Source organism: Labrys sp. HAY1-8F, from assembly GCF_056754975.1.
In genome coordinates, this window is the sequence record NZ_JBPGWZ010000001.1 from 425,630 (window position 1) to 444,868 (window position 19,239).

22 protein-coding genes are annotated in these 19,239 nt (G+C 63.2%); 4 read left to right on the top strand and 18 right to left on the bottom strand.

Annotated elements, in window-relative coordinates:
* Positions 1-2: 2 nt before the first annotated feature.
* The 8 genes from ACR9ZN_RS01970 to ACR9ZN_RS02005 all read right to left on the bottom strand — a co-directional run bounded on the left by ACR9ZN_RS01970 (position 3) and on the right by ACR9ZN_RS02005 (position 5,915).
* Entirely contained in the window at positions 3-701 is a 699-nt protein-coding gene (locus ACR9ZN_RS01970) for an RraA family protein (RefSeq protein ID WP_481271201.1), read from the bottom strand.
* Between the two features lie 14 nt (positions 702-715).
* Positions 716-1,477 carry an SDR family NAD(P)-dependent oxidoreductase gene (locus tag ACR9ZN_RS01975; protein ID WP_454818276.1) on the bottom strand — a complete coding sequence of 254 codons (762 nt, stop codon included), beginning with the start codon at positions 1,475-1,477 and terminating at the stop codon, positions 716-718.
* Positions 1,474-2,475 carry a zinc-binding alcohol dehydrogenase family protein gene (locus ACR9ZN_RS01980; RefSeq protein ID WP_481271203.1) on the bottom strand — a complete coding sequence of 334 codons (1,002 nt, stop codon included), beginning with the start codon at positions 2,473-2,475 and terminating at the stop codon, positions 1,474-1,476. The genes ACR9ZN_RS01975 and ACR9ZN_RS01980 overlap by 4 nt, the downstream gene beginning before the upstream one ends.
* A gap of 13 nt (positions 2,476-2,488) precedes the next feature.
* Complete coding sequence (locus tag ACR9ZN_RS01985) at positions 2,489-3,268, bottom strand: transporter substrate-binding domain-containing protein (RefSeq protein ID WP_481271205.1); 780 nt, start codon at positions 3,266-3,268, stop codon at positions 2,489-2,491.
* Positions 3,269-3,293: 25 nt separating this feature from the next.
* Positions 3,294-4,022, bottom strand: coding sequence for an amino acid ABC transporter ATP-binding protein (locus tag ACR9ZN_RS01990; RefSeq protein WP_434961016.1), 729 nt, complete (start codon positions 4,020-4,022; stop codon positions 3,294-3,296).
* Positions 4,006-4,659: an amino acid ABC transporter permease gene (locus tag ACR9ZN_RS01995; protein ID WP_481271207.1), complete on the bottom strand. Its 654-nt coding sequence runs from the start codon at positions 4,657-4,659 to the stop codon at positions 4,006-4,008. Before ACR9ZN_RS01995 ends, ACR9ZN_RS01990 begins: the two co-directional genes overlap by 17 nt.
* A 1-nt stretch (position 4,660) precedes the next feature.
* Complete coding sequence (locus ACR9ZN_RS02000) at positions 4,661-5,344, bottom strand: amino acid ABC transporter permease (protein WP_434961014.1); 684 nt, start codon at positions 5,342-5,344, stop codon at positions 4,661-4,663.
* A 157-nt stretch (positions 5,345-5,501) separates the two neighbouring features.
* Complete coding sequence (locus ACR9ZN_RS02005) at positions 5,502-5,915, bottom strand: hypothetical protein (protein ID WP_481271984.1); 414 nt, start codon at positions 5,913-5,915, stop codon at positions 5,502-5,504.
* On the opposite strand from ACR9ZN_RS02005, the gene ACR9ZN_RS02010 reads away from it, so the two are divergent.
* The 3 genes from ACR9ZN_RS02010 to ACR9ZN_RS02020 all read left to right on the top strand — a co-directional run bounded on the left by ACR9ZN_RS02010 (position 5,796) and on the right by ACR9ZN_RS02020 (position 7,458).
* Positions 5,796-6,146, top strand: coding sequence for a GntR family transcriptional regulator (locus tag ACR9ZN_RS02010; protein WP_481271209.1), 351 nt, complete (start codon positions 5,796-5,798; stop codon positions 6,144-6,146). The genes ACR9ZN_RS02005 and ACR9ZN_RS02010 overlap by 120 nt on opposite strands.
* Complete coding sequence (locus ACR9ZN_RS02015) at positions 6,095-6,439, top strand: FCD domain-containing protein (protein ID WP_481271210.1); 345 nt, start codon at positions 6,095-6,097, stop codon at positions 6,437-6,439. The genes ACR9ZN_RS02010 and ACR9ZN_RS02015 overlap by 52 nt, the downstream gene beginning before the upstream one ends.
* A 245-nt stretch (positions 6,440-6,684) precedes the next feature.
* Positions 6,685-7,458, top strand: coding sequence for a tellurite resistance TerB family protein (locus ACR9ZN_RS02020; protein WP_481271212.1), 774 nt, complete (start codon positions 6,685-6,687; stop codon positions 7,456-7,458).
* Between the two features lie 402 nt (positions 7,459-7,860).
* Here the strand turns inward: ACR9ZN_RS02020 and ACR9ZN_RS02025 are convergent, their stop codons facing one another.
* The 6 genes from ACR9ZN_RS02025 to ACR9ZN_RS02050 form a co-directional block, all read right to left on the bottom strand.
* On the bottom strand, positions 7,861-8,973 hold the full coding sequence (locus ACR9ZN_RS02025; protein ID WP_481271213.1) for an ABC transporter substrate-binding protein: 1,113 nt from the start codon (positions 8,971-8,973) through the stop codon (positions 7,861-7,863).
* 204 nt (positions 8,974-9,177) lie between these two features.
* Positions 9,178-10,461 carry a c-type cytochrome gene (locus ACR9ZN_RS02030; protein WP_481271215.1) on the bottom strand — a complete coding sequence of 428 codons (1,284 nt, stop codon included), beginning with the start codon at positions 10,459-10,461 and terminating at the stop codon, positions 9,178-9,180.
* A 7-nt stretch (positions 10,462-10,468) separates the two neighbouring features.
* Entirely contained in the window at positions 10,469-11,014 is a 546-nt protein-coding gene (locus tag ACR9ZN_RS02035; RefSeq protein ID WP_441773641.1) for a (2Fe-2S)-binding protein, read from the bottom strand.
* Positions 11,011-13,836 carry a xanthine dehydrogenase family protein molybdopterin-binding subunit gene (locus tag ACR9ZN_RS02040; protein WP_481271217.1) on the bottom strand — a complete coding sequence of 942 codons (2,826 nt, stop codon included), beginning with the start codon at positions 13,834-13,836 and terminating at the stop codon, positions 11,011-11,013. Before ACR9ZN_RS02040 ends, ACR9ZN_RS02035 begins: the two co-directional genes overlap by 4 nt.
* A 268-nt stretch (positions 13,837-14,104) precedes the next feature.
* Positions 14,105-14,392 carry a hypothetical protein gene (locus tag ACR9ZN_RS02045; protein ID WP_434961007.1) on the bottom strand — a complete coding sequence of 96 codons (288 nt, stop codon included), beginning with the start codon at positions 14,390-14,392 and terminating at the stop codon, positions 14,105-14,107.
* A 596-nt stretch (positions 14,393-14,988) separates the two neighbouring features.
* Positions 14,989-15,378: a winged helix-turn-helix domain-containing protein gene (locus ACR9ZN_RS02050; RefSeq protein WP_454819333.1), complete on the bottom strand. Its 390-nt coding sequence runs from the start codon at positions 15,376-15,378 to the stop codon at positions 14,989-14,991.
* Here ACR9ZN_RS02050 and ACR9ZN_RS02055 point away from each other — a divergent pair.
* Positions 15,263-15,994, top strand: coding sequence for an FkbM family methyltransferase (locus ACR9ZN_RS02055; RefSeq protein ID WP_481271219.1), 732 nt, complete (start codon positions 15,263-15,265; stop codon positions 15,992-15,994). The genes ACR9ZN_RS02050 and ACR9ZN_RS02055 overlap by 116 nt on opposite strands.
* Positions 15,995-16,121: 127 nt before the next feature.
* On the opposite strand, the gene ACR9ZN_RS02060 is transcribed toward ACR9ZN_RS02055, so the two are convergent.
* The 4 genes from ACR9ZN_RS02060 to ACR9ZN_RS02075 all read right to left on the bottom strand — a co-directional run bounded on the left by ACR9ZN_RS02060 (position 16,122) and on the right by ACR9ZN_RS02075 (position 19,118).
* Positions 16,122-16,907: an alpha/beta fold hydrolase gene (locus tag ACR9ZN_RS02060; RefSeq protein WP_454818254.1), complete on the bottom strand. Its 786-nt coding sequence runs from the start codon at positions 16,905-16,907 to the stop codon at positions 16,122-16,124.
* Positions 16,908-16,968: 61 nt separating this feature from the next.
* Positions 16,969-17,496: an isoprenylcysteine carboxyl methyltransferase family protein gene (locus ACR9ZN_RS02065; protein WP_481271221.1), complete on the bottom strand. Its 528-nt coding sequence runs from the start codon at positions 17,494-17,496 to the stop codon at positions 16,969-16,971.
* A 32-nt stretch (positions 17,497-17,528) separates the two neighbouring features.
* Positions 17,529-18,056, bottom strand: coding sequence for a cytochrome P460 family protein (locus tag ACR9ZN_RS02070; RefSeq protein WP_481271223.1), 528 nt, complete (start codon positions 18,054-18,056; stop codon positions 17,529-17,531).
* A 21-nt stretch (positions 18,057-18,077) separates the two neighbouring features.
* On the bottom strand, positions 18,078-19,118 hold the full coding sequence (locus ACR9ZN_RS02075; protein ID WP_481271225.1) for an alpha/beta fold hydrolase: 1,041 nt from the start codon (positions 19,116-19,118) through the stop codon (positions 18,078-18,080).
* Positions 19,119-19,239 lie beyond the last annotated feature (121 nt).

A 19,239-nucleotide genomic window follows, 5' to 3' on the forward strand; every position in this document is an offset into this window, starting at 1 on the left:
CCTCACATCACGCCAAAGGTCGCCATCGCTTCGCAGGCGCTCATGCCATTGCGGATCGCCACGGCCACCTGGTTCTCCGTCGAGGCCTTTTCGAGCGCGCGGGCGATGGCTTCATCCTCCGCTTCGCGCGGAATGATCAGAACGCCTTCGCGATCGCCGAAGACGAGATCGCCCGGAGCCACGCGGATGCCTTCGATCTCGATCGTGGTGCGAAAATCAATGACCTTGCCGCGTACACCCTGATCCTGCGCGTAGACGCCGCGGCAGAAGGTGGGAAATCCCAGCGCCTCGATGTCGGCCGCATCGCGCACATAACCGTTCAGCACCGCGCCCGCGGCCTTGAGATGGGTGGCGCGCGTCGACATCAACCCACCCCAGAGGGCATAGCGCAGGGACGAGCCGGAGGCGACGTAGACCTCGCCCGGCTTCAGATCGTCGAGCGCCTCAAGCATGATGCCGAACGGCTTGCTGGCGAGCGGGCCGGCCGAAAGCTCGGTTCCCTCGGCGAAGATGTCGGCCTCCAGCACCGGCATGGCGCGCCCGGCGATGCGCATCGGCTGCTGCAGCGGGCCGATGGTCGCCGGCAGGAACTGCTTGCGCAGTCCCATGATGTCGAGGACGTCGCCAACCACCGCCGTGAACAACCGTTCCTTGAGCAGCGCGAAGGTTTCCTCGTCGCTGCGCTTGGTCGCGATCGGCATAGACTTTCTCCTTATCAAAAACCAACCAGGGCGCCGCCGTCCACCACGAGCGTCTGCCCGGTGACGTAGCTGGCGGCGGGCGAGGCCAGGAAAACGCAGGCCCAGCCGATTTCTTCCGGCGTGCCGACCCGGTTCATCTGGATGCGGCCGAGGATCTTGGCCCGGCGTTGCGGATCGTTGTCGGTGGCCTTGCGATAGAGTGGCGTATCGATCCAGCCGGGCGCCACGCCGTTGACGCGCACCCCGCGGGCCGCAAATTCCGCCGAGAGCCCGCGCACGGCGCCAAGCAGGGCAGACTTGGCCACGGTGTAGCCCATCACGAAGGGCTGGCCGATGAAGGACGTCATGGAAGCGGTGAAGATGACATTGCCGGCGCCGCGCCGGGCCTGGCCGGCGATCACGGTGCGGGTGAGCTCCAACGCACCGCGCAAATGCACGTCGAGCACTTGGTCGATCTCGGCCAGGGATGTCTCCTCGAAGGGCTTCTTGATGGTGTTGCCCGCATTATTGACCAATATGTCAATTTTCCCATGCCGCGCCTCCACGCCGGTGGCGAAAGCGGCCAGGGTGTCGACCTGGGCCAGATCCACCGCTTCGCAGGCCGCGCCGTCAATGGTGGCGGCGGCCTCCGAGAGCACATCAGCGCGCCGGCCTGCCAGGATGACCTTGGCGCCCGCCGCACCCATCGCCTGGGCGATGGCGAGGCCGAGGCCCGAGCCACCGCCGGTGATGAGCGCGGTCTTGCCCGCCAATCCGAAAGCCTGCTGCAGATTCATCGCGCCACCACCACCTTCAGACTGTCCCGGTTGCCGTCCCAGAAGGGCAGGGCGTCTTCCGCCTCCTCGAAAGGAATGATGCGCGAGATCAGCGCATCGGCTTCATCGCCGATGCCTTCGAGCCAGGCGATCACGGCGCGGAAGTCCTCGATCGTCGCGTTGCGCGATCCCATGATGTCCAGCTCCTTCAGGTTGAAGAGCTGAGTGTCGTAGGTCACCGGCGCCTTGGAATAGCCGACATAGACGACGCGCCCCGAATAGCCGGCAAGGGCGATGCATTGGGTGAAGGTCGCGGGCAGGCCGACAGCCTCGATGGCGATGTCCGCGCCGTCATCCCCGGTCAGGGCCGAGACCTCGGCAACCACGTCCCGCGAGCTGGCATCGATGGCATGGGTCGCACCGAAACGCCGGGCGAGCGCGAGCTTTTCCGCACTCATGTCGACCGCGATGACCTCGGCGCCATGGGCGACGGCGGCGATCAGGGCGCCCATGCCGATCATGCCGCAGCCGAGCACGACGACGCGTTCACCCGCGGCCACCCGGCCCCGCCTCACGGCGTGAAAGCCCACCGAAAGCGGCTCGACCAGGGCCAGATGCCGCGGTGCCAGCGTGTCGTTGATGATCAGCTTGCCGGCGGGTAGCACGATCTCCTCGGCCAGCCCGCCATCCTGCTGTACTCCGAGGGTGCGGTTGTAGCGGCAGGCATTGGTGCGGCCTTTACGGCAGGAGGCACAGTAGCCGCAATGGGTGTAGGGCATGACGATAACGCGCTTGCCGGCCGCGAAGTCCGGTGGCACGCCTGCGCCCGTTGCGATGATTTCGCCGCCGATTTCATGGCCGGGTATCCGGGGTAGCTGCACCAGCGGATTGAGCCCGCGATAGGTGTTGAGGTCGCTGCCGCACAGGCCGACATGGCGCACGGCAATGCGCACCTCGCCATCGCCTTCCACCGGGGCAGCCACGTCATGGAAACGCGTACGCCCTTCGCTTTCGATCATCAGCGCTTTCATGTCAGTTGAGCATTTCTGCCGGCAGATCGGCACCGATATATTTCTTGTAGATGGCGTTGAGCTTGCCGTTGCGCAGATTGGTATGAACCCACTCGTTCACCGCGGTGCGCAACGCCTCGTCGTTCTTTCGCAGGCCGATGGCATAGGGGAAGACGCGCAGGACATATTTGATTTCGTAAGGCGCGTCGGGTGCGCGGGTATTGGCGGTCTGCATGATGCCCGGCGAAGTCGCCATGATGTCGATCTGGCCCGATACCAATGCGGTGACGAGGGTGGCATCGTCCTCAAAGCGCACAATCTCGGCGCCGGTGCCCCGCGAGGTGAGTTCCTTGTCGTTGGAGCTGCCTCGCGTGGTGCCGACACGCAGGCCTGAGAGCGAGGCGTCGTCCTTGATCGCTATCTCCTTCCTGGCCGCAATCACCGACTGGATCACGCCATAGGGATCGGAGAAATCGATGACCTTCTTGCGCTCCTCCGTGACACTGAAGCTGGCGATGACCATGTCGGCCTTGCCTGTCAGCAGGAAGGGAATGCGGTTGGGGCTGGTGACCTGCACGATGTCGAGGTCGAAGCCCATGTCGCTGGCCAGCAATTGGGCCGTCTCCACATCGGAACCCGACGGCTTCATGGCTGCATCGATCGTACCATAGGGCGGGGAGCCCAGATCGAGTGCGATCATCAGCTTCTTGCGACTGCGGATGGTGTCGAGCGTATCGGCACGCACCACGGCCGGTGCAAACAGCATGGCGGCGCCCGCCAGCAAAAATTGCCTACGTTTCATGTCGTTTCCCTTGCCATTCTTGTTTTCAAAGCTCGCCGGCGATGAAGTCGCGCAACTCCGGCGTGACAGGATTGGCCAGTTGGCTGCCGGACAGCTGCTCCCAGACCTGGCCTCGATGCATGTAGATGACGTTGGTTGCCACGCGGCGGGCAAAGCCCATTTCATGGGTGACGAGGATCATGGTCATGCCGCCGCGCGCGAGATCTTCCATCACCTTCAGGACTTCGCCGGTGAGTTGGGGATCGAGGGCCGAGGTGACCTCGTCGAACAGCATCACCTTGGGCTGCATCGCCAGCGAGCGGGCGATGGCGACACGCTGTTGCTGGCCGCCCGAGAGCTGCTCGGGATAGTGATCGGCCTTGGCCTCCAGTCCCACCTTGCGCAGGCAGTCGCGTGCCAGTTCGCGCGCCGCGGATTTCGACAGGGACTTCACGCAGACCGGTGCGAGCATGATGTTCTGTTCGGCGGTCAGGTGGGGGAACAGATTATAGCTCTGGAAGACGATGCCGACGTCGCGGCGCAATGCGCGCTTGTCGAGCGCCGGGCTGTGGACCTGATGACCGCAGACATCGATCGTGCCGGATTGAATGACCTCCAGGGCATCGATGCAGCGCAGCGCCGTCGACTTGCCCGAGCCGGACTGCCCGATGATGGCGACGACTTCGCCACGGCCGACCTCGAAGGAAATGCCCTTCAGCACCTCGACGGCGCCGAAGCTCTTGTGAACGTTGGCGAGCTTAACGACGGCCGACATTGAGCCTCCTCTCCAGCCCTCGGCTCCAGACCGAGAGCGGGTAACAGATGACGAAATAAAGCAGTGCGACGCAGATGAAGACGGCGAAGGGCTGGAAGGTCGAATTGTTGATCAGCTTGCCCGCCTGGCTGAGCTCGACCAGGCCGACGACCGAGGCGAGCGAGGTGTTCTTCACGATCTGGACCAGGAAGCCGACGGTGGGAGCCGTGGCGATGCGCATCGCCTGTGGCAGGATCACCCGGCTCATGCGCTGCCAGCGCGTCAGTGCGAGACACTCGGCCGCCTCCCACTGCGTCTTCGGCACGGACTGGATGCAGCCGCGCCAGATCTCGCCCAGAAAGCCGGAGGCATAGATGGTCAGGCCGGCACCCGCGGCGGCGAGGGCCGGCAGTTGATCCAGCCCGAAGATCGCCAGTCCGAAATAGATCAGGAAGAGAAGGATCAGCAGAGGCGTACCCTGCACGATCTGCACATACAGGCTGGCGAGCGCGCGCAGGATCCGGCTGTCGGAAATGCGCGCCAGCGCAACGGCGAAGCCGAGAATGCCTCCGCCGACGAAGGCGAGCGCCGAAAGCGCCAGCGTCCAAAAAGCGGCCTGCAGCAGGAAGACGAGATGATAGAGCCCGAAACTTGGCATGTTACAGCGATGTCCCCAATCGGCGCTTGCGCGGGAAGATCAGCATGCCGAACGCCCAGAAGGCGCCGCGCACGACGAAGGAAAGCAGCAAATAGAGCAGGGCGGTGACGATATAGGTTTCGAAGCTGCGGAAGGTGTCGGACTGGATGCGGCCGGTGACGGCAGTCAGCTCTTCGGCCGAGATCTGTGATGTGATGGAGGAGGCCAGCATCAGCAGCACATATTGGCTGGTCAGAGCCGGATAGACCCGTTCGACCGCGGGGCGCAGGATGACGTGCCAATAGGTCTGGCGACGGGAGAGGCCCAGGCAATCGGCGGCCTCGATCTGTGCCTTGTGCACGGATTCGATGCCGGCGCGCATGATCTCGCAGGTGTAGGCCGTGATGTTCACCACCAGGGCGATGACGGCGGCGAGATTGGCGGAAAGGTGGATACCGAGCACTGCAATCCCGAAATAGATCAGGAAGATCTGTACCAGCAACGGGGTGTTGCGGATCGCCTCGACATAACCGCCGACGATACGCTGCAGCCAGGGTGCGCCATCAGCCCGGGCGATGGCGCAGAGCGTGCCGCCCACGAAGCCGAACAATGTCGACCAGGCGGAAAGCTGGAGCGTAAGCCACACCCCTTGCGCGAAGTCCCGCCAATAGGGCAGCAGTGCTGTGAAATCGAACTGATAGCTCATGCAGTGCGCGCGTGGCGCCCTCTGATCTGACGTTGCCTGCCCGGATGGATCTGCTGGCAGCGCCCAAAGGCGCGGTGCCGTGATCCCATCATTCTTGAAGGGGTATGATGCCCTTGACCGCGACGATGGTCGCGCAGTAGGTTGGCGTCAATTGGTTTTAAATGTCTAATAAACCAAGGTGCATGTATTGCGGTCGAAGAGCGTCTACAAGAAAGCCTATAATCACCTGCTCCAGCGCTTGTCGGATCCTGCGATCAGGTGCCTGGACGGCCCCGGGGCACGGCTCGCCCAGGATTTGCAGATCAGCCGCACGACGCTGCGAGCCGTACTGCGGGACCTGCAGCATGCCAGGATCCTGGGGGAGCGCGAGGTTTTGCGCCGCCCGCGACCGGTCGACTACTTCCCGGAAGAAGAAACCGAGTAGCGTTCCGCCCAGGTCGAGCGCGCCTTCATGGAATGGATCCTGCGCGCCGACATCCGTCCGGGCAATCCGATCAACGTTGCCCAGCTCTCGCGCGAGTTTGGCGTCTCGACGACGGTGATCCGCCAATATCTTCAACAGATGCGCCATTACGGCCTGCTCGCGCAGCGGCCCAACAGCACCTGGATCTTTCGCGGTATCACCACCGACTTTGCCGCCGAACTTTCGGAAATCCGCGAGTTGTTCGAGCTGCGCTCGGCCCGCAAGGTCGCGACGCTCCCCCCGAGGCGCCGATCTGGGCCGAACTCAGGGCAATCCGAGAGGATCATGTGGCCCTGTTGGCCGTGGCGGAGACCCGGTTCCACGACTTCTCGGCCCTAGACGAGACGCTGCATCGCCTGATCTACGATGCTTCCGAGAACCGCTTCGTGGTCGAGTTCTACCAGATCATCTCGATCATCTTCCACTACCATTATCAGTGGAACAAGGTGGACGAGAAGGCCCGCAACATTGCAGCGATCCATCAGCATCTCGACTATATCGATGCTCTGCTCAGCCGGGATGTCGATGCCATCGAGCGCACTTGCCGCGCCCATCTCGCTGCCGCCCGCGAGACAATGCGCCTGTCCATTGGAGACAACGTCCCACCTCTGTCTCTCTCCGGCGACAGGTGACACGCACGGGCAGGACAAGGGCTCGGCTACCATTGCGTTGGTCAGGGCGGGAAACCGGAAAAACCATCCCTGTTCCCTTTACTGCCACGTCCGGTTGACGCGTGCGCATCTCATCATCAACCATCGACCGGCGGTAATCGTTCCGATGATCCTCGGTCATGCTTGTCGTTGCCGGCCTTTCCGATCCAGGATTGGCCGCCAGTTTGATCGTGTATCGCCTGCCAATGCGGGTCGAGAGGTCATCGATGCCCCGCAGAACGCAACCGCCTCGGCCGAACGCGCCTTCATCCGAAAGGGCTGACCGGTCCTCGGGGGGATCCGGTGTCGGTGGCCTTCTCCTGGTCATCGAATATCAGGATGCCGCCGGTCGCCGGCAGTTTCGGCCTGTTACGCTCTGGTCGGTCAAGCCGGGGCGGGACGGCATTCCCCGGCTTCTCGGCTACAGCCATGATCGAGATGATCTGCGCTCTTTCCGCCTCGACAGGATCGTGTCGATCGCCGACGCGGATGGCGTGCTCCAGGAACCCCTGGATGCGTTCTATCGGGAGGTGCTCGGACTGTCTTTGCAGCAGCCGCCGCCAGCCGCCTCTGGCGATGAACGGGGAGGGGAACGCTGGGCCGTGATCCGCAGGGTCGCGCGGGAGAACGGCCTCGTGCTCGCCGTCTCGGTGGCGAGGGCCGACCTGCAAATGTCGGGCGAGGAAGTGATGATCATGCTCGACCATGTCACAGCTTGCTGTGCCGCCCAGGGCATCGACTTGAATCCGGACGAGATCGAGCGGGCTCGCCAATGGATTCGGCGCATGCGGCCGTCGGCCGATGCCGCAAGAACGAGTTTACACGAGCTTCAAGCGGCCGCACTGGCTACGAGGAAGAGGGTGATTGAGGTTTGCCTGGCGGTGGCTGACAGCGACGGTTTTCGCCATCATCGGGAATTGGCGCTCATCGACGAATTCTCGCGCGCGCTTCTCGGGGAAAGTCTCCTGCCGAACCGCCCTTTCACGCCCGACGGCTCTTGATCGTGTTGGCGAACAGAATCGGCCAGTGACGAATCCCGGTCCAGATCACGACATTGGCGTGGACTCGGTGCTGATCGAAGCGAAGGGGCTTGGAGGTACCAGGCATCAATATTGCTTAATTGGCGACGAGCTTCCGTCGATCGGGAGATCAGCAGCAGCAGGCGGGGTGATGGATCTCGGAGGGCATAGAGAACGACATTGTCGCCGTTCGAGCCAAGGGCAAGCGGCCGGGCCGCACGCCCTCGATACGAGCACGCCCTCGATACGAGAAAGGGGGATGGCGGTAAAACTCTCGGGGGGAACGCCCCAATAGGCAGGGGACACAAAACAGCTTGGCCTCGACCGCTTCATCGTTTGTCGCGAGACGCGTCATCAAAGCAGCAGTCGGATCGCAGCGCCTTCCTACGGGGTGTAAAGGATCCGAAAACGATCTGGCGCCGCCGGATCTCGGTCAACCACGTGGACTGGCGGCCAAGTCCATTGCCAAACGCCGATGCCCGGCGCGCGGGAGAATTGGATCCGCCCGCGGGTGCCTTCAACGGCTACGCTCGGCCAGGATCCGGCAATCCGCGCCCGGTTCACGCCGTGAGCACGCGACGCCGCGGCGAGAACGGCGATCGTGTCGTAGCCCTCGAAGGCGACGAAAGAGGGAGCTTCGGCCAGCCGTTCGCGCAGGGCCGTCTCGATGCGGGTGCCGAGCGGGCCGAGGCGCTCGGGCAGATAGCGCAAGAACGGGATGGCGGTGCCCTCGTCACCCAGCAACCTCGCCCATTCGGCGAACTCCGGTTGCCCGGCCGGAGCACCGATCATCATCGTGGCGAGACGTTGATCGCGGCGAACGGCCTTGACGATCGACACGGCCGGCTCCGGATACCCGACCAGCAAAAGCAGGGCTGTCGTGCGCATGTCGGCGAGTTTGTCGCATACCGCAGCGGGGATAAGCGAGTGCATGTCGAGTTCGATGACGGTGACGCCGCGTGGAGACAGATAGTCCCGCAGAATGCGGGCTCCGGAGGCCCAATAGACACTTGGCTGGGCTGCTACGGCGATCCGACTGTGGCCTGCGCCGAGGAGAAAGTCTGCATAGACCTGCCAGCCGTGGGACTGTGCCGGGGCGAGGCGCGCGACCCCGTGTGTCGGCTGTTCGGTGAGTGCGTCAAGAACCGCAGACGAGCATAGAAACGGCAGGCCGAGGGCATCGGCCCTGCCCGCTGCGGCGCGAGCGGCCACGCTGTGATACTCCCCCACCAGGGCAGCCACACCCAAGCGGTCCAATTCATCGACCGCCGCCACGCTTCGTTGCGGGTCAGCCGCTGTATCTCGGACCAGCAGTTCGAGCGGCCTTCCGGCGATCCCGCCGGCAGCATTGACCTCGCCAACGGCCAATTCGAGTCCGGCAAGCAAATGCCGGCCTGCCTCGACCCAGCCGGGCCGGCTTAGCGGAACCAGGGCACCGATCTGCACGGTCGAGCCGTCACCTGGCCCCACGCCAGGCGGAGATGGCGACGTGTTCATGCCTTGACCTCTCCTGACGTGATGGGGTGCCGTTCCGCAATCTCCGACCAAAGCGTCCATACGGCTTGAGGACAACCACATACAGCTGCGAATTCGAGGGGGACAGGAACAGTTTCAGACAATTCCGCCGATCTGTATGGTCAAGGCAAGCCATACGGTAATTTCGATCTTGCCCGCTGAGCGTTCGTCTGCGCCAGAAACGCTTCAATGGTTCTCGCGCAGCTTTTTGACGTCTTCCGCTGTCAGCTTGGACTCCTGATTGCCCCAGGTCTGGCGCATCCAGTTCACCAGATCAGCCAGGCTGCGATCGTCGAGCTGATGGCCGAAGCCCGGCATCGGCTGCATGCGCTCCAGCCCGGGAAAGCGCTGCGCCGGAATGCCGTCGACCACAGCACGCACGAGATTGCGCGCGCTGGTCAATCGCAGGGTCGCATTGGTGGCGAGTGGCACCACGACATGCGGGATGCCCTGGCCCTCGGCGCCATGGCAGCCCGAGCAGAGCGCGAGATAGGTCGGCTTGGCCGAAGCCGTGACCTCGGGCGCCACCGAGATCGCGGGCGATGGTGTCGGCGTCTGTCCTTTCGAGGCGTCGTCGAGATCGAAAAGATAGGCCGACAAGGCGTTGAGGTCGTCAGGCGTCATATATTGCGTGGAGAAATGTACGACCTCGAACATCTGGCCGGTCATCGCGCCCTGTGCCGAGAGGCCCGATTTCATGAAAGTAGCGAGCACTGGCGAGGTAAAGCCCATGCGCTCGAGGCCATTCCTGGTGATGTCTGGCGCGTGCGCGCCCTCGATGACCGAACCCTGGAGATAAGCATCCTGCCTCATGCCCTGCAGCACATTGCGCGGCGTGTGGCATTCCCCGCAATGGGCAAGCGCATCGGTCAGATAACGCCCGCGATTCCAGACGGGAGAACGTGCCGGATCTGCCGTCGAGACATCGGAGGACAGGTTGACGAGATTCCAGACCGTCAAGGTCTGGCGGATGTTGAATGGGAAGTTCAGCTCGTTCTTCTTGTTCTCGACCTTCATCGGTTCGCGCGTCATCAGAAAGGCATAGACCGCATCGACATCCTCGGCTGTCATCTTGCGGTAGGACGCATAGGGCATCGCCGGATAAAGGTGGCCTTGCTTGCCCACCCCGTCGCGCACGGCCCGATGGAATTCCGCACGCGTCCAATTGCCGATGCCATTGTCCTTGTCAGGCGAGATGTTGGTTGCATAGATCGTGCCGAACGGGGTCTGGAAAGGCAGGCCGCCGGCCCAGGGCGCGCCGCCCTTGGCCGTATGGCAGGCATAGCAGTCGGCCGCAACGGCGACATAGGCGCCCCGCTTGGCGAACGCCTTCATCTCATCGGCCGTAAGCGGCTGCTCAATATCCTTGGCGACCACGCTTTTTTCGAACAGGCCCAGCAAGATCGCACTTGCGACGGCCGCCCCCAGCACGATTCCGCCGGCGATCGTCCAGAGCAGTTTTCTCATCATGGCTGCGCTACGCCTTCACCAAGCCAGGGGTATTGAGAGCAAGATCGCGCACCGCCTCGAAATAGCGCACATAGCCGGTACAGCGACAAATATGCCTGCCGAGTGTGTCCGTGATCGTCTGCTCGAGCTCGGCACGCGGGATCGGCTTGCGTTCGAGCTGGTCCAGGAGAACGGTCGCTGCCGTCACGAAGCCTGGCGTGCAATAGCCGCACTGGAACGAAAAATGTTCGATGAAGGCCAGCTGGACAGGTGAAAGCTGGGTAATCGCGCCGTTGGCGTCGCGCTTGGCGTGCCCCTCCACGGTCCTTACCTTCCGGCCGGCGAACCACTGGGCGCCGACGATGCAGGTGCGCATTTCCTCGAGCACGCCATCATCTTTTTCCACGATCACGGTGCAGGCATGGCATATGCCCTGGCCGCAGCCCATGCGCGAGCCAGTCAGGTTGAGATACTCGTAGAGGAAATCCTGCATCATCATGGTTTCGGGCACGTCGATGGGGCCGACGGCCTTGTCGTTGATGGTGAGCGAAAGTTGCTTGGACGCGAGTGTCATGCCAGCGCCTCCAGGATCTTTTCCGACGTGATAGGCAGGTTGTAGAAACGCTTGCCGATAGCGTGTGCGACGGCATTGGCAATGGCGGGGACGACCGCGATCATCACCACCTCCGCCATGCCCCTGGGCGGGTCGGTCTCGGAAAGCGCCGGCAGGATCTCGACGGTCTGCGACCACACGGCAACATCCCCCGCCATCGGGAGCTCGTAGCGGTTCCAGTTCCAGGTGCCGTTGCCCGGGCCGTCTTCGTAAAGCGGCAGATATTCCTTGAGGGCGTGGCCGATACCCATGGCAAGGCCGCCCTGGATCTGGCCGGATACCAGTTCCGGCACGATATGCCGGCCGCAATCCATGATGGAATGATGCGACAGCAGGGAGATCCCACCGGTGGCGGTGTCGACGACGATCTCGGCGAGGGTAGCCATGGGCGTATAATAGGTCACGCCCGCATTGTTGCGCTGGACAGGCGGATAGGACACCGCCTTGCGATCTACGAACTGCCAGCCATCCAAGGTCATCAGCGCTTTGCGTTCGGCTGGCGCACCATCGCCATATCGCACGGCCAGCGCGTCGATGGCAAAACGGTGCTGGCCGATCACGCCGAGGTCGAACTCCGCCTCCGCCCATTGCCAGCGATTGAAGGTGTGGACCGTCACCCCGGTGACGAGCCCCTGGTGATGCGCTTCGGCCGCAACCTCGGCAAAGGAAAGTGGCTGCAGGCCCGCGGCATTGACCTTCCCGCCGGCAAGCCTGAGGTCGTCACGGCGCACCGCCTCCGGAGCCATCTGGCCGCCGCCGATGCCGCGTGACCACAGCGCCCGCGCCGCTGGCCAGATGGCGAGGTCGATAATGGCCCGTGCCGCCTCGCGCGTGGCGTGGCCGAGATAATAGACGCTGTTGGAAGCGCTCATGGGCGAAGTGAAGGAGGGGGTCCAGCGCGGGTTCTGCCTGCGCTGGTCTTCCTCGGCCTGCGACATGGTATAGGGCTGGTCGGTGGTCTCGAGCGGCATTTGCGGCCAGCGGACCTTGCCATATTCGGTGTCGTCAGGTGCCACGCCGAGCATGTCGGCCACCATGATGGCCTGGGAGGTGGTCACGCCGGTGCCGATCTCATGCGCGACATGGACGAGCTTCAGGCGCCCCTTGGCATCGAACTCGATGGCAGCGAAGGCAGCCTCGGCGCCGGTGCCGTAATCCTTGTGTACGTGGCCGTAGCCAACGCCATATTTCTTGCCCGGATTGGCGGCTTCGAACGCTGCCTTTTTCTTCTGCCGCTCGCTCCATAAGGGATGTTCGCGTGCCTTGAGAATGATCTCCTCATGACGCATGGCCCCGGCGGGAATGGCGCCTTGCGTGTTCTTCATGCCGGAACGCAGAACGTTCTTCAGCCGCAGATCCATGACGTCCATGCCGATCAATTCGGCCGCCTCGTCGACCATCATCTCGGTCGCCGACATCGATTGCAGCGTGCCGTAGCCTCGGGTCGAGCCTGCGTCGACGGCACGCGATGCAACCGCCGCCGCCGAGAAATCACTTTTCGGCAGGTAATAGATCGATTGTCCGGCGGTTGCCCCGACAGCACCGACCGAGGCCGAGAAATTCTCGCGCCCGCCGCCGTCATTCTTGTAGCGGCCGGTCATGGCGCGGAACTGCCCGGTCTTTCGGTCCACCAGCAGCACATTGTCCATCCAGAAGGCGTGGCGCTTCAGCCCCATCTGGAACTGCTCGTAGCGGTCGTTTGCCAGCCGCACCGGGCGGCCATTGCCGTAGAGCCCGGCGAGCACGCAATAGAAGGGGAAGATTGCGTGATCCTTGGTGCCATAGCCCACGGTGTAGCCGACCCGAAGATCGACCTCCTTCAAAGGATGTTTCGACTTCGACACCATCTGGGCCGCGACTTCTGCGACCTCATAAGGCGACTGCGTCGCGATCATGGCATGCAGGATCCCGCTTGCCGGATCGTACCAGACATTGCCATTGTCGGCCTCCATGGCCGAGGCGTCGGTCGACTGGGAGAAGTAGCTACGCTTCAGCACCAGGGCATCATCACCCGCGGCCGCGATCTCGCGCTCGATTTCGGTGGCTGCGGCCATGCCGCGCGCCATGGCGTCAGCGTTGCCGGCCGGTGGCCATTGCGGCTCGTCGCCCTTGAAGCCTGCCCGGATCACGGTGTCCTTCAGCGATGAATAGCGATCCTCCGCAAAAGGATCGCCGCCGTCGATACGCACATAGCGCGCGGAGGCATAGGGACCGGGTGTGGTGGAGGCTGCCTTGCCACCATAGCGCACGACAGTGTCATCGAAGCGCGTCAAGCGCTTGGCGGCGTCGTAGCGGGCAAAATCGTGATAGACGAGCAGGGCCACGGGCTGGCCGAGCAGGCGTGCCGTCTGCCCTTTCGGCACAAGGAAAACGTCGCCATAGAAGCCCGGCACCGGAATCTCGATGCCGTCGGCGACAAGATCCTGGTACAGCACCAGCCGGTCCGGCTTGAGATCCTCGCCCAGCACCTTGAGGTCGATGCCGTCAAACGCCAGGTCCGTTCTGGTCGCATGCAGCAGGAAGGCATGCGATTGCTCCTTGGGCCACCCTTCGAGATCGCGGGCGCGATAGTCGTGCGAGAAGGTCTTTTCACCGGTAACCTTGGCGATCGCATCGAGGCGGTATCTTGGCTTGCCCCGGCCGTTCAGCCAATCCGGCCCTGGCCGCGGCGGCGTCTCGATCAATCGCGCATCGGCGGTGAGGCCCAGGAATGATATCTTGATCGCCACGCCGGCAGCCACGCCTGCCTTCAGGAAATCCCTGCGCGAAAGAGCCGCTTTCATAGCGTTGCCTCCATGACTGCGTGGGTCACTTTCGGTCATCAGCTTAGATCACGGAAGTAATTTATTACAATCCTGTTCTGGGGAATTGCGAGCTGGCCCGTCAGTGAATGATGGACCGGCGCGCAGGATCGAATTGGAGGATGGCTCAACACGCAACGCGACACCAAGATCTGTCGCGTTGACTTCGAGCTTGCGTGCCAGGGTCCGAGGACCTCGGGATTTCGTGAGGCGATACGGCCGGCAATGACGGCCCTCCCTTGTCGATTGTCTAGTCTGGTGCCGCACCAACGGGCGGGCCGCCAGGCGGGCGGTGCAGGAAGGTAATCGAGGCGTAGGCGCCGAGCCACGAGCCTAGCGCTGCAAAAGCGACATAGGCCCAGTTCTCGGTGTAGCTGATGACCGCATAGGACGACAGCAGATACCAGACACTGCTCCAGGTCGCGGCCGGCACGCGCTTGCGGGCCACCACCGCAGCGGTGAACATGACATAGACCGCATCCGTGGCGGCGGTTGCCAGCAGGACGGCGCCGGCGGTGAGGGGATCGATGGCGGCCATTGCAGCGTCTCCGAAGCCGGACCTGGGATAAGCGAGTTAAGTCGTGGTCGCTGGCCGTCATCGTGCGGGGCGCTCCGGCGGCGCATGGCCCTCGATGCGTCATTCACGCCAGCGTCACGGCGGCTGACCGAGCATTCGTGCAGATCTTCAAAGTGCTTCATCTCGATTCCTGCAAGGTCGAGAGAGGGTGGCCCTGTCGGACTAGGTGAATGGCGCCGACAGGGCCGTGCCGGTGGCCGTGGTGAGCCGCACACCGACGGCGAAGTCTATCACCGATCATGCACACGCATTGCGTGTATTTTTTCAATCATGCATCCCGTATTACGGATGACGACTTGATCAGTCATGACCAATTGCACGCGATGAAGGTGAGGTGACTGAAACCCTGGATCAATTCACACTCAGATCCCGAATTGAGTTGAGGGAAAGAAGGAACAAGCATTGCGGCGAAGTAGGATGCTGCCGCAACGAATTCGCGTCAGTGCCGTGGTGCATGGTCCTGATATGTCGACAGGCGTTGACATCCGTCGAGCAGGCGGAATGCTGGGTCGCGTTCTGTTCAATGAAGCGGGTCAGGTTGAACTGAACCCAAGAGCCTAGTTCTTCGTCTTTATCCTCGCCGATGGCGCTGTCCGAGCCTCATGGGCTGGTTGGTGTGCGATCTCGTTCTGCAAGGCCGTGATGTGATCACGTGCAACATCGCTGACGGCCCGCTCGATGGCGCGAAAGCGAGCGATGAGGGCGAGGCCCAGAGGCGTGAGTACGGCCCCGCCGCCATTCTTGCCACCGATCTGACGCGTGGCGACGGGCTTGCCGAAGATCTGGTTGATTTCCTCTACCAGATCCCAGGCACGGCGATAGGACATGCCCATGGCACGGCCGGCCGCCGAGATCGAACCGAGCGAAGCGATGTTCTCGAGAAGCTCGATTTTTCCGGGGCCAATGCGGCCTGAGCCGCGCAACACGAAGTACGTCTTTGCGGAGATCGTCGACTATGTGCTTGCGATGATCGAGCCCGATGCTGCGCCGCTCACCTTCGTGCAGGTCGGCGCCGATGACGGCATGCGCGGCGATCCCATCAGCCGGCACGTCATCCAGGGTGGCTGGCGCGGCCTGCTGGTCGAGCCGGTGCCGGCGGCGATGGAGCGGCTGCGTACCCATTACGGCACGCGTGACTTTCACATTGTCCGCGGCGAGGACGTGTTGAGCAGCTTCTCGCTGCCGACCATCATGATGCACGAACTCAAATATGATGATCTGCCCGGAATGATCGAGACCGTGCCGGTTACGACACGCAGGCTCGACTCGCTCTGCCGGGAAACCGGATTCGAGACGGCTGACCTGTTGGTGATCGATGTCGAAGGCTGCGACGACATTGTCTTGCGCACCTTTGATTTTGACCTCCACCGCCCCTCGGCGATCCTGTTCGAGCATGTGGCGCTTACGGCCGAAGCCTCACGGGCGATTGGCGAGTTTCTCGAAAAACTCGGTTATCACATCATCTACGACCGCCATGATTGCCTCTGCCTCCTCGGCGAACGCTTCGAGCCACGGCTGGTCGAATTCCTCGGACGCGTCGTCAAGGCTGCGCGGGAGAATTGAAGGACGGGCGGCGCAAGGGGTATACGGGCAATTCCCGTAACCATCTTGGCGGCGCCCCCGCCCTTCCGAGTGCTGAGAAGGCCTTGGGTGCTTTGTGCAAGACCCATATGCCTGCCAGTCAGTCAGCCTATTTTGCCGGCGAAGCCTGGGCAGCGGCTTCGATCAGCTTGGCGACAACTGCCGGGTTCGACACCATCACCACATGCGAGGCGCCCTTGACCACCACGGTCTGCTTGGAATGGGCGCGGTCCGCCATGAAGGCCAGGGCCTGGGGCGGGATGTTGCGGTCCTTGTCGCCATAGACGAACCAGGAGGGGATCGTCTTCCAGGCCGGCTCGGTCGAGGCCTCGCCGAGCGCGGCTTCGGTGATCGGCCGCTGCGTGGCGGCCATAAGCTTCGCCTCGGCCTTGGGAACGTCCGCGGCGAACTGGTCGGGGAATTTGGCCTGCTGGATATAGAGATCCTTGCCGCCGCCCGAGGTCGGCACCGGCGGGGCGAGTGTCGGCCCGAGCGTCGAGCCGGGGAACTTGCCGCTGAGCCCGATGGCGGTTTCGCCCGTTTCCGGCGCAAAGGCCGCGACATAGACGAGGGCTTGGACATTGGCCTTTCCGGCGGCGGCCTCGCTGATGACCGAGCCGCCATAGGAATGGCCGACCAGGACCACGGGCGTCTTGATGCTGTCGATCAGGCTGGCCACGGAGTCGGCGTCACCGCGCACGCTGCGCAGCGGATTGGCGGCGGCGACGACGGGGTAGCCGTCCTTTTCGAGGCGCTGGATCACGCCGTTCCAGCTCGAGGCGTCGGCAAAGGCGCCATGCACGAGAACCACGGTTGGCTTGGCTGTCTCGGCCAGAGCGGGCGCACTCAGCAACAGGGCGCCGGCGACGGCCAGCCCTCTCACGAACTTCTTCATCGGACTTTCCTTCGGGTTGTCACCCGCACCGGATCTCGGGCGGGAAGATGAAATCGGGCGTTTACAGATCGGGAGCGAAGGTCTCGCGCATCGCGGCTTCTTCCTGCCGGATGCGGGTCACCAGGGGGATGAAATAGAGGGGAATGCCGATCACCAGCGTCCAATAGGCGTTGAGAGCCAGTGCGAAACCAATGAGTTCGGGCAGGATATTCAGAAAGTAATTGGGGTGCCGCACGAACGAGAACAGGCCACTCTGAACCCGCCGATGCTGCGGGCTGATGATGATCTTGATCGTCCATAGCCCGCCGAGCGAACGGATCACCGAAACGAGGACGAAAGTGGATGCGATGTAGATCGCGATGCCGCCCGCGGACACAAGGGCGTTCGGCTGATGCACGCCGGCCGCCGACTCGACGACCGCGCAGACGTAATAGACCACGTGAAAGACCGCGAGGAGGATGCTGTTCTTGGCGCCGTACTCCTGCGCGCCATCCCTCTTCAAGGCCTTTTCGTGCCGCGCCGAAATCACGAGCGTGAGGAGGCGCCAGGCAAAGGCGGCGACGGCGAAAAGGATGAGATGGGGTGGCATGTGAATTTCCGGATCGTCAGGAGCAGGGCGCCTTATGGCGCCAGCTTGGTAAAGACATAGTCACGTGCCTTCACGCGCGCCTCGTGGCAGGCAAAGCAGGTCTCGTGTTGGGCCAGGTCCACAGGCTTGCCGTCGATGAAGCGCCCGAACCCCCAGCCGCCGGTGGCGGCATATTTCCTGGAATCCTTGACCATGACCTGCACCGTCGTTGCCGGCCCTGGTACCAAGGCGGATTCGAATTCCGGCGACTGCACATGCTTCCAGGCAAGCTTGACCAGAATGGTCCCGTCGGGGAAGGGCAGGGTCCCGGCACGATAGGCGTCGATCGCGGTCTTGTTGCCGAGGACAGTGCGCAGCTCGTTGAGGGGCTCGTGCTCCAGCGCCGGCGCCACCAATTCCCATTGCCGGTAGCCGTCCGGAATGGTGACGTCGTAGATCGGCGAGGCCGGCTTGGATGCGCTCTTCGAGGCTTCCGTATCCTGGGCGAGCGCTCCGGCCGCAGCGACGACCACAGCCACGAGGCAGGCCCCGGCCAAGGGCATGATCACTGAGGTCTTCATCGTGGAAGTCCTTCACTTGGCTCAGAAACGGGCGACGTCGAGCATCGCCTGGGCGAAGGCTTGCGGCGCCTCCTGCGGCAGGTTGTGGCCGATGCCGCCCTTGATCAGGCGATGCTCGTAGCGGCCGGAGAACCGCTTGGCATAGGCTGATGGCTCCGGGTGCGGCGCGCCATTGGCGTCGCCTTCCATGGTGATCGTCGGCACGGTGATCGTCGGCAGGGCGGCGAGCCTCTTTTCCAACTCATCATACTTGGCTTCGCCTTGCGCCAAGCCGAGCCGCCAGCGGTAATTGTGGATGGAGACGGCGACATGATCGGGATTGTCGAAGGCCTGTGCCGAACGTGCGAAGGTCGCGTCGTCGAACTTCCATTGCGGCGAGGCGAGCTCCCAGATCAGCCGGGCAAAATCATGGGTGTATTTCGCATAGCCGGCCTGGCCCCGGTCGGTGGCGAAATAATACTGGTACCACCACTGCAACTCTGCCTTTGGCGGCAGGGGTGCCTTGTTCAGTTCCTGGCTGCCGATGAGATAGCCGCTCACCGAGACCAGCGCCTTGCAGCGCTCGGGCCAGAGGGCCGCGACGATGTTGGCCGTGCGGGCACCCCAATCATAGCCGCCGATCACTGCCTTCTCGATCTTCAGCGCATCCATGAAGGCGATGATGTCGCTGCCCAGCGCGGCCTGCTGGCCGTTGCGGGGCGTCTCGGCCGAGAGGAAGCGCGTGCTGCCATAGCCGCGCAGATAGGGCACGATCACTCGGTAGCCGGCTGCCGCCAGGATCGGTGCAACGTCGGCATAGCTGTGGATGTCATAGGGCCAACCGTGCAGCAGCAGCATGGGAGCGCCATCGGCCGGCCCGGCCTCGGCATAGCCGATATCGAGCACCCCGGCCTTGACCTGCTTGAGCGAGGCGAAGGCGGTATGGGTGCCGCGGCCGGATCCGGGCGAAGAGGAATTGGTCTGTGCGCTGACGGCACCGATTGCGCCGAGCGGCGCGACAACGGCACCGAACACCAGTGTGCCGAGCAGGCCGCGGCGCGATTGATCGATTTGTTCCGACATCGACATGAATCCCGATTGCTGAAGTTGTGGCCGTAAAAAGCCGCAACACTGTATCGGCCTTATGTCGCCATCGGCTGGATTTGAAAGGCTATGTAAGCCCTTTCCGCCTCGATACAGAGTG